7 protein-coding genes are annotated in these 8,398 nt (G+C 69.8%); 2 read left to right on the forward strand and 5 right to left on the reverse strand.

Annotation, left to right across the window (positions count from 1 at the left end):
• Nucleotides 1–149: 149 nt before the first annotated feature.
• Together ACFW0G_RS39145 and ACFW0G_RS39150 are read right to left on the reverse strand one after the other, a co-directional pair.
• Nucleotides 150–1,142, reverse strand: coding sequence for an alpha/beta fold hydrolase (locus tag ACFW0G_RS39145; RefSeq protein WP_378330574.1), 993 nt, complete (start codon nucleotides 1,140–1,142; stop codon nucleotides 150–152).
• Nucleotides 1,143–1,557: 415 nt separating this feature from the next.
• A complete protein-coding gene (locus ACFW0G_RS39150; protein ID WP_378330575.1) occupies nucleotides 1,558–2,778 on the reverse strand; it encodes a PucR family transcriptional regulator in 1,221 nt (406 codons plus the stop codon).
• A 303-nt stretch (nucleotides 2,779–3,081) separates the two neighbouring features.
• On the opposite strand from ACFW0G_RS39150, the gene ACFW0G_RS39155 reads away from it, so the two are divergent.
• Entirely contained in the window at nucleotides 3,082–4,275 is a 1,194-nt protein-coding gene (locus ACFW0G_RS39155) for a helix-turn-helix domain-containing protein (RefSeq protein ID WP_378330576.1), read from the forward strand.
• On the opposite strand, the gene ACFW0G_RS39160 is transcribed toward ACFW0G_RS39155, so the two are convergent.
• The 3 genes from ACFW0G_RS39160 to ACFW0G_RS39170 all read right to left on the reverse strand — a co-directional run bounded on the left by ACFW0G_RS39160 (nucleotide 4,218) and on the right by ACFW0G_RS39170 (nucleotide 6,649).
• Entirely contained in the window at nucleotides 4,218–4,727 is a 510-nt protein-coding gene (locus ACFW0G_RS39160; RefSeq protein ID WP_378330582.1) for a GtrA family protein, read from the reverse strand. The genes ACFW0G_RS39155 and ACFW0G_RS39160 overlap by 58 nt on opposite strands.
• An 82-nt stretch (nucleotides 4,728–4,809) precedes the next feature.
• Nucleotides 4,810–6,039 (reverse strand): lipase family protein, encoded by a 1,230-nt coding sequence (locus ACFW0G_RS39165; protein ID WP_378330577.1) that lies wholly within the window; start codon nucleotides 6,037–6,039, stop codon nucleotides 4,810–4,812.
• A gap of 31 nt (nucleotides 6,040–6,070) precedes the next feature.
• Nucleotides 6,071–6,649 carry a hypothetical protein gene (locus ACFW0G_RS39170; RefSeq protein WP_378330578.1) on the reverse strand — a complete coding sequence of 193 codons (579 nt, stop codon included), beginning with the start codon at nucleotides 6,647–6,649 and terminating at the stop codon, nucleotides 6,071–6,073.
• A gap of 497 nt (nucleotides 6,650–7,146) precedes the next feature.
• Here ACFW0G_RS39170 and ACFW0G_RS39175 point away from each other — a divergent pair, with 497 nt between their 5' ends.
• Nucleotides 7,147–8,382 (forward strand): DUF6801 domain-containing protein, encoded by a 1,236-nt coding sequence (locus ACFW0G_RS39175; protein WP_378330579.1) that lies wholly within the window; start codon nucleotides 7,147–7,149, stop codon nucleotides 8,380–8,382.
• Nucleotides 8,383–8,398 lie beyond the last annotated feature (16 nt).

An 8,398-nucleotide genomic window follows, 5' to 3' on the forward strand; every position in this document is an offset into this window, starting at 1 on the left:
GCCTCTTCAACGGTGAAGCCGATCCAGATTTTGTGGCTCAGGCAACATAAAATCCGGCCAGGAGAACTGTCAACGACTTCCGGGAGCCGCTGAGGTAACCCGTCCGGACTACACCCGAACGGGTGGCTCGAAGCAGTGGCGAGTGACATTTAGCGGCGCTGAGGATGATGCCCGGGTGACAACTTTTCCGGGGCCGTTTCCAGGGGTGCGACGCGGTTCGCGGCGACGAGGACGGCCACGACCTCCTCCAGCTTCAACCGGGCGGGCGTGGTCTCGGCGAGGAAGCGCTCCAGCGTCAGGCCGAACCGGGCGGGATCGGCCACATGTGGAAAGTGTTTCGCATTTTCGAACACCGTCAAGCGGCTGTCCGGCAGCACCGCGACCGTCCTTCTGGCGTGCTCGAGCGGGATGAGCGGGTCGCGCGTGCCCCACACCAGGAGCGTCGGCACCTGCTCGGCGAGGTACAGCTTGTCGACCGCGCTCGCCCGCTGGCCCCGCAGGTCGATGAGGCTACGGGCGATGAACAGGAAGGCGCGCCTGCGGCCAGGGTCGGCCAGCGAGGACAGATGCCGGGTCAGTTCCCTGGCCTCCGGTGAGAGGCGGCCACCGAGCTTGCGGCCGGCCGCGGCGAAGGCACGCGCGACGGCCACCGTGACCCGGTTGACGGTCACGGTGAGTGTCGCGCGGGCCCCGGGCAACGCGGTCGCGCGCAGGACCGGGGTCACCTGCGGGCCGAGGCCGGCGCTGCCCACGAGGACCAGCCGGGAGCACATCTCGGGGAACTGGTAGGCGAACTGCATCGCGATCCCGCCGCCGAGCGAGTGCCCGGCGATCGTGGTGTGCCGGTGCCCGGTGATCGCGAGGAGGTCCCGGACCACGCTCGCGAGCGCGCCGAGGCCGTAGTCGGCCCGCGGCGCGCCGGAATCGCCGTGCCCCGGCAGGTCGGGGACGAGGACGCGGTGGCCGAACCCGGTCCGTTCGAACTGCTCCAGCAGGGGAAGCCACGTCTCGCCACTGCCCGAAATGCCGTGCAGCAGCACCAGGACGTCGTCGTCCGGGGACTCCGCGGGGTGGGGCGGGACGTATTCCCGCAGCCGGATTTCCTGACCGTGCAGGGTCACGGTGTGTACGTCGAGTGCCATGTGCCGCCTTTCCGCTCCGGGTGAAAATAACGTAAGGAAGCCCTGTTCCGGGAGCCTGCCGCGGGCAGGCCGAATCGGTTGCGATCGGCGTGACAACAACGCTTCGCCGCGACCGCACGCGGATGCTAGATTCGGGCACTGCCAAACAATTGTGTATCGACAATTTCCGGCCGTCCCGGTATTCAGGAAACTGTTCGTCATCACCCCGGCAGTACGGGAGAGACGCATGGATGCGACGACGCGCCGTGCCGGAACGACGGCCGCGGGCTGATGGCCTGCCGGGCGAGTTTCCATTTCGGGCCCGACTACCCGCGCTCGCGCGGCCGTCGCCGGGGCCGGGGCTGGCGACGGGTGCTGCCGACGGTCCAGGTGCCCGCGCAACGCAGTGGGCGGCCTGCCCGGGAGCCCGAAGCGGTCAGCTCCCCGGTTCCCCCTCGTCGCGACGGTGTGCGCGCATGAGCCGCTGGGCACGCAGGGCGAGCTGCATGCCCAGCCGGTCGTCGGCGTCCTTGAGCCGGTCGCCGAACAGCCGCTCCAGCTGCCGGAGACGGTTGCGCACGGTCTGCGGGTGCACGCCGAGGCGCTGGGCGACCTCGGGTGCTCCGCTACGGGTTTCCAGCCAGGCCAGCAGGGTTTCGCTGAGCCGGTCCCGTTGTTTTTCACTGAGCGAGGCGAACGGGTCGAGGCTCTGCTTGGCCAGTTCGGCGCCCAGGAAGTCCTCGGCGAGCAGCCACAACGACGCGAGGTGGTCCCGGCACCAGACGATCGGGCCCGGCACGTCTTCGCCGGACAACCGCAGCGCGCGGCGGGCGGTGTGCAGCGCGGCGGGCGCGTCCGCCAGCGGGACGACGGGGGAGACAGCCGCCCGCCACCCGGTCATCGCGCCTTCCAGCGGGGCGAGATCGGCGTCGGGATCGGCGGTGAGCAGGTACGGCTCGGTGTCGTCGAGGTCGAGCAGGACGGCCTCGCCCAGCAGGTGCGCGGGGAACGCGGGTGCGCCGGGAGCCCGTTCGAGCGCGACCATGGCCGCGGTCTCCGGGAGCCGCCAGTCCGCCCCGGCCGCCAGGCTCGTGATGCTGCTCGCGGAGGTTTCCGGTGCGCGCGCGATCAACGTCAGCAGCCTGCGGCGGCGGATCGGGACGGCGCCCGCGGCCTCGGACTTGGCGGCCAGATAGCCCTCGGCCGCCGTGGCGCACAGCTCGTCGACGTAGCTGAAGACGGCTTCGGCGGAGAGCGCGACGATCTCGGGCGGGACGTCGAGCCCGCGCACGACGGGCTGCATCGCGCGCCACGCGGCGCGGGCGCCGATCGTCGCGCTGTCCTGCAGGGGATCGAGATCGCGGCCCTCCTCGAACTCCTGCCGCCCCCGTGCACGGTAGAACGCGATCCAGCCGTCGTGGGAGATGTCCGGGTTGCCGATGCAGTCGACGTAATGCTGCACCGCGCGCTCGACGGCGACGACCACGACACGGCCGAAGACGCCCCGCAACGGCATCGAGAACGCCGGGACCGCACGCTGGATCTCCTGGATCATCGCGGCCGCCGCGTGGCCGGTGTGCGGCCGCAGTTCGTCGCCGAGCCGGCGCGGCAATGCCGCCAGCATGCGGAAGCTGCGGTACTCGACCACGAAGACCACCTGTGATTTCGCCGAAGGGGGACGCGAGCTTCATTGCTCGAGCGCATCGGACCACCGGAACCGGTCCAGGAGTGTTTCTACTCGATGACGCGGGCGAGCGCATCCGGAACGTGACGAACAATTGTCTGCGAAATCCGCGGACGGCACTCATGTGTGACATACGGACGTTGTGTCGCACCGGATTTTGACACGGACGAGCGATCGGTTCTACGCTCCGTGCATTCGAGGCGCCCCGCGGCGCCGAGGCGAGAAGGAATTGGGGCCCGAAATCGTCGGCATACTTTCCTGGCCCGGGGCGATCACGTGAGCGCGCGGCCCGTGGGTTCGTTGTGGGCGCGGTTGCCGAGGGAACTCGGCGACGTCATCCGGCCCCGCATCCCGGCGATAGCCCGCCGGTGCGTCGAGGACGTCGTGGCCGAAATCGGCGAATGCGCCGAGGTGTTCGGCGACAGCACGCTGCGCGCGGGCGCCGTCGAGCTCACCCGGCGTGGCATCGAACGGGCCATCGACCGGGTCGGGGTCCCGGAACTGCTGCAGCACGACTCGCTCGCCGAGTTCCGCGAGCAGGGCAGGGCCGCCTTCGAACAGGGCCTGAGCAAGGAGGCGGCGCAGGCCGCGTTCCGGGTGGCGAGCCGGGTGCTGTGGCGTTCGATCGCGGACGCCGGCCGTCAGCTCGGCCTGTCCGGTGAGGTGCTCTACGGCGCCGCGGAAGGGCTGTTCGGCGATGTCGTCGAGGCGACGATGGCGCTGACCGAGGGTTACCACGCGGCGGAGTCCGGCGCTGTCGGGCCCGTCGAGCAACGCGCCCGGCTCTTCCGGCTGCTGACCGGTGAAGCAGCCTACGCGCGGGCCGACGTCGACGCGCTGGCCACCGCGATCGGCTGGCGGCCACCGGAGAGGATCACCGCCGTCGTGTTCCGCGCCGCACCCGGCGCTCCCGCGTTGCCGGCGGGGCTGCTGCCGGCGACGGCGCCCGCCGATCTCGCGGGCGAGCGGCCGGGCGCGCTGGCCGGTTGTCCCGAGGCCGAGCTGAGCGGGCTGCGGGAACTGCCCGCGGGCTGGTCGGCCGCGGTGGGCCCGCCGGTGCCGCTCTCGCGGGCCGCCGAATCGTTCCGGATCGCCCGCCACGCGGGGGAGCTGGCCGCGCGCGGACTGATCACCGTCGTCGGGCCGGTGCTGTGGTGCGGCGAGCACCTCACCACCCTGCTGCTGCTCGCGGACGAGTTCCTCCTGGAGCAACTGGTCGAGGAGGTGCTGGCGCCGTTCGCCGGGCTCCCGCCTCGGCAGCGCCAGGAACTCGCCACGACGCTGCTGATCCTGGTGCAGACGCGGCGGAGCGCGCCCGAGATCGCCCGGCAGCTCGCCGTGCACCCGCAGACGGTGCGGGCCCGGCTCCGGCGGCTCGGCGAGCTGTTCGGGGACCGGCTGGACGATCCGGATCAGCGGCTGCGGATCGAGCTCGCGTTGCGCGCGGAACGCTTGCGCACCACCGGCTGACGGGCGCCCGCGACCGGGAAGACCCAGCGCCGGTAGCCCCACCACCGGAACGCCGAACCGGCCGCGGTGCCCAGCAGCATGCCGCTGACGAAGTCGGCGATCTCCTGCGCGGTGAAGCTCACCTCGGGCACTTCCAGCCGCAGGACGTACCGGGAGATCAGTGGTGGGCACAGATTGAGCGTCACGGCGATCGCGTTGACCGTGAAGAACAGCACGGCCTCGTGCGCCCGTCGCCTGCCACCGCGGGTGTGGAACGCCCAGCGGCGCGACAGCAGGTAGGCGAACGCCGTGGCCACCACGGTCGCGATGGCCAGCGCGGTCACCGGTTTCGCTTGCAGGACGGTGAGTTTCAGGCCGTAGTTCACCCCGAGTGTGACACCGAACGCGGCCAGCCCGACGGTGGCGAACCGGAGAAGCTCCCGAAGCTTCCCGGTCTCGCCACCGCCGGGCAGGCGCGTCCCGCGCTCCGCGGTGTCCTCTGTGGACGACAATGTGTCCACAGAGGACACGGATGCGGGTCTCGGCACCGCGGGCTCAGCAGTTCGAGGTCGCAGGCGTGCCCGCGACCCGGTCCTTGAGGAAGGCGAGCACGTCGGCGTTGCCGGTGTAGATCGTGGTGATGTGGTCGCTTTCGTAGGTCTTCCAGGTTTCCTTGACCCCGGCCGCGCAGTAGGCCTTGTGCAGCGCGTCGCCCTGGCCGAACTGGACGAGCTGGTCCTGCGTGGCGTGGTAGAGGAACAGCGGGGCCTTGATCGGCATGCCGCCGAGCTTGTTCTCGTTGAGCCGCGCCACCCATTCCGGCTTCACGTAGCCCGCGCTGGTGGTGTAGTCGGCGATCTTCTGGTTCGCGTACGTCGTGAGCAGCTCGAACGTGCAGGCGCTCTGCTGCATCTCCTTGAGCTTGGCGCGCCCGTTGTCGCTGAGGAACGAGTCGAGTTTCAGCTCGGGGTAGGCGTTGTCGAGGCCGACGAGCGCGTAGGCCATCACCCCGAAGCCGAACTTCCCGTCCAGCTGCAGGGTCACCTGGACGAGGTCGGCGGGCACCCCGCCGGCGGCGACTCCGACGAGGTTCAGCTCCGGCGCGTAGGACGGCTGGAGCTGACCGGCCCATGCCGCCGCGCCGCCACCCTGGGAGTAGCCGCGGAAGAGGACCTTGGCGCTGGGGGAGAGTTTCGTTTCGGACAGCCGTTGTGCCGCGCGGACCGAGTCGATGACGGCGGGGCCTTCGGACTTGCCGACCACGTACGTCGTCTTCGGATCCTGGTGGTAGCCCTCGTAGTCGGTGACGGCGACGGCGTATCCGGCGTCGAGCAGGTCGTCGAGGCCGGGCTGCTCGTAGAACGCCCCGATGTCGATCATCGACGACGGCGTGCAGCTGAACGCGGGCCCGTGTGTGCCGGGCGCGAAGGCGACGATCGGCGCGGAGGCCGGGTCGGCGTTCTTCGGCACCAGTACCGTCCCGGTCACCGCGTCCGGCTTGCCGAGCGCGTCGGTGGACAGGTACATCACCTGCCACGCGTTGACGGAATCCTTGCGTGGCCCGGCTTTCGAGGCACGCCAGCGGATGACGTCGCCTGGCTTGCCCGCGGGCAACGGCGAGGGCGGGGTGTAGAACGTGTCGTCGAACGGACCGGTCCCGGCCGTGCCGGACGGGACGGCCGAACTCGCCGGGGTCGCGCCGAGCAGGGCCGCCAGACCGGTGGCGAGGACGACGGCCAGCACGGCGGCGAGGGCCTTGCGGGACGGACGGGGGAAGGAGATCACGGCCGGGCCTCCAGGAAGGGGACGGGACGGGTCAGGCGTTGCCGTAGACCCGTTTGCAGGTCGGGGACTCGGCGAAGGCGAGGTTCAGTTCGGGGTTGGCCTTGAGGTCCTTGATCGGGCCCTCCGGCTCGCTCAGCTTGCTCATGGTGCCGTCGGCCTCGCCGATCACCTTCTGCAGGCTCGCCTGGTCGGTGACCTTCGCGTCCTGCATCTTCGCCTTGGTGTCGGCCACCTTCGACCGGGTTTCGCCGAGGGTCGTGGTGGCCTTGTCCACCGCGGACTGTCCATCCGGGACGGGCGGGACACCGGCGGCGCGGATGCCGCCGGCCATGTCGTCCAGCGCGGCGGTGAGCGAGGTCAGGAACCCCACCATCGCGTCCTTGGACCGCTGCGGGTTGCCGGGGTCGAGGGCGGGTGGCTGGGACAGCTTCGCCGAGCCCGCCGCCACGCCGGTGCACACCTTGTCGGCCCAGGCGAGCGCGGCGGGATCGGCGTGGTGGCCCGCGTCGGCGGCCTTCGACGCCCCGCAGGCGGTCAGCAGGACCGCGACGGCCACGGCGGACGCGGGGGCGAACGCGATTCTCGACGCCGTGCGGCGCATTCTTTTCATGATGTCCTCGTCGAATTCGCGAAGGGAGGGAGTCGGCGGGGCGCACGGCCGGGCAGCGCATTCTGCGCCGGTCGCCGGTGACCGACGGGTGCGAACTGCGAGGTTACTCACGAAGGCTTCCGCCGGGCAAGCGCAGCGGTGCACGATGAGAGCACGGAAATGATGATTGGCATGCGCGAGCTAATTCCGCCGGGGGTTTTTGTTACGCGCGTCAGCGGTTCTCGTGAGCGTTCCAGAGAGCGCTGTGCTGGGAAAACTCGCCTGCCCCTGCTAGGAACCCTCGCTGGGCGACGTTCCCGGATGACAATTTACCGCAGGGGCACCAAGTTTTCCGGGGAAGCTCTTGATCGGCGCCAGGTGCCGTCGTTAGTTTACTGTTCGGTTGCGATCCGTCAGACATCGTCGCTACCCGGAAAATTCCCCGGGGTCTGGTTTACAGGCGACATGGGGAATTATACGCCGTTTCGTATCATCGTTGATACCACGGAAGGACGATTGTGAGTCACCGAAGAGGAACAAAGAGGGCGGTCGCCGCCGCCGCTGCCGGTGCCGCGGGGCTTGTCGCCACGGCACTCGTGGTCGGGGCACAGACCAGTGCCGCCGACCCCGTCTCGCTCACCCTGAACTACCACTGCACCTACCCCCTGGTGGGTTCCCAGGCGATGAAGGTGGTGATCAACTCCGATCTGCCGAAGACGGTCAAGACCGGGCAGCCGACCGGAGCGTTCGACATCAAGGCGAAGGCCACGATCAACGCGGACACCGTCAGCGGGCTCAACCTGATCGGGGCGGCGACCCTGGAGGGACAGGCGATCGCGAGTGCGGCGGTCGCGGCGCCGAGCCTGAACCTGCCGGTCAAGGTGCCGATCGACGTGCCGAAGGCAAACATCCCGCCCTCGGGTGAGATGACGCTCGACGCCAGCGGCAAGACCCCGTCGCTCACCTTCACCCAGCCCGGCGAGGCCAAGATCACCGTGGGCGACCTGGAGCTGAAGGTCACGCCGCGCAAGGCCGACGGCTCGGTCACCGGCATCACGCCGGACGGCAACATCGACGCGCCGTGCACGCAGGATCCAGGCCAGAACAACACGCTGGCCACGGTCACCATCGGTGACGGCGGCGGGACCACGCCTCCCACCACCCCGCCGACCACCCCGCCCACCACGCCCCCGACGACGCCGCCGACCACTCCGCCGACGACGCCGCCGACCAGCACTCCCGGTGGGGGCGGGCTGAAGTACTCCTTCGGCATCAAGGGCCAGACCGCGCTGAAGGCGCTCGGCAGCACCGCGCCGATCGGTGGTGGCTTCGACGCGGACGTGGACCTCGCGAAGAAGACCTTCACCGGTGACCTGAAGCTCGACCCGTCGCACACCGACTTCAAGCTGTTCGGGTTCATCCAGGGCGGCTCGGACATCAAGGTCGAGCAGGTCGGTCAGCAGACCGGTGAGCTCGAGGGCACCGGGTTCAAGGCACACATCAAGTTCAACGTGTTCCTGCCCTCGGTGCAGGTCTTCGGGATTCCGATCAGCAGCGACCCGAAGTGCGGCACGGTCAGCCCCTCGACCAGCGAGATGAAGACGGCCCCGGACTTCGACCTGCTCAAGGGCGGGAAGCTGACCGGTACCTACTCGCTGTCCGCACTGCAGAACTGTGGTCAGCTCAACGATTGGATCAGCGCGTTCGCCAAGAGTGACGGCAACACGCTCGATCTGAACCTCACCAAGAAGTAGTCAGGTCAGCCGGTCC

This window comes from Amycolatopsis sp. NPDC058986, assembly GCF_042741125.1.
Taxonomy (GTDB): Bacteria; Actinomycetota; Actinomycetes; order Mycobacteriales; family Pseudonocardiaceae; genus Amycolatopsis.

Coding starts and splice junctions, on each gene's coding strand:
- ACFW0G_RS39145 (WP_378330574.1), bottom strand. CDS start 1,142: ATGGCACTCGACGTACACACCGTGACCCTGCACGGTCAGGAAATCCGG.
- ACFW0G_RS39170 (WP_378330578.1), bottom strand. CDS start 6,649: ATGAAAAGAATGCGCCGCACGGCGTCGAGAATCGCGTTCGCCCCCGCG.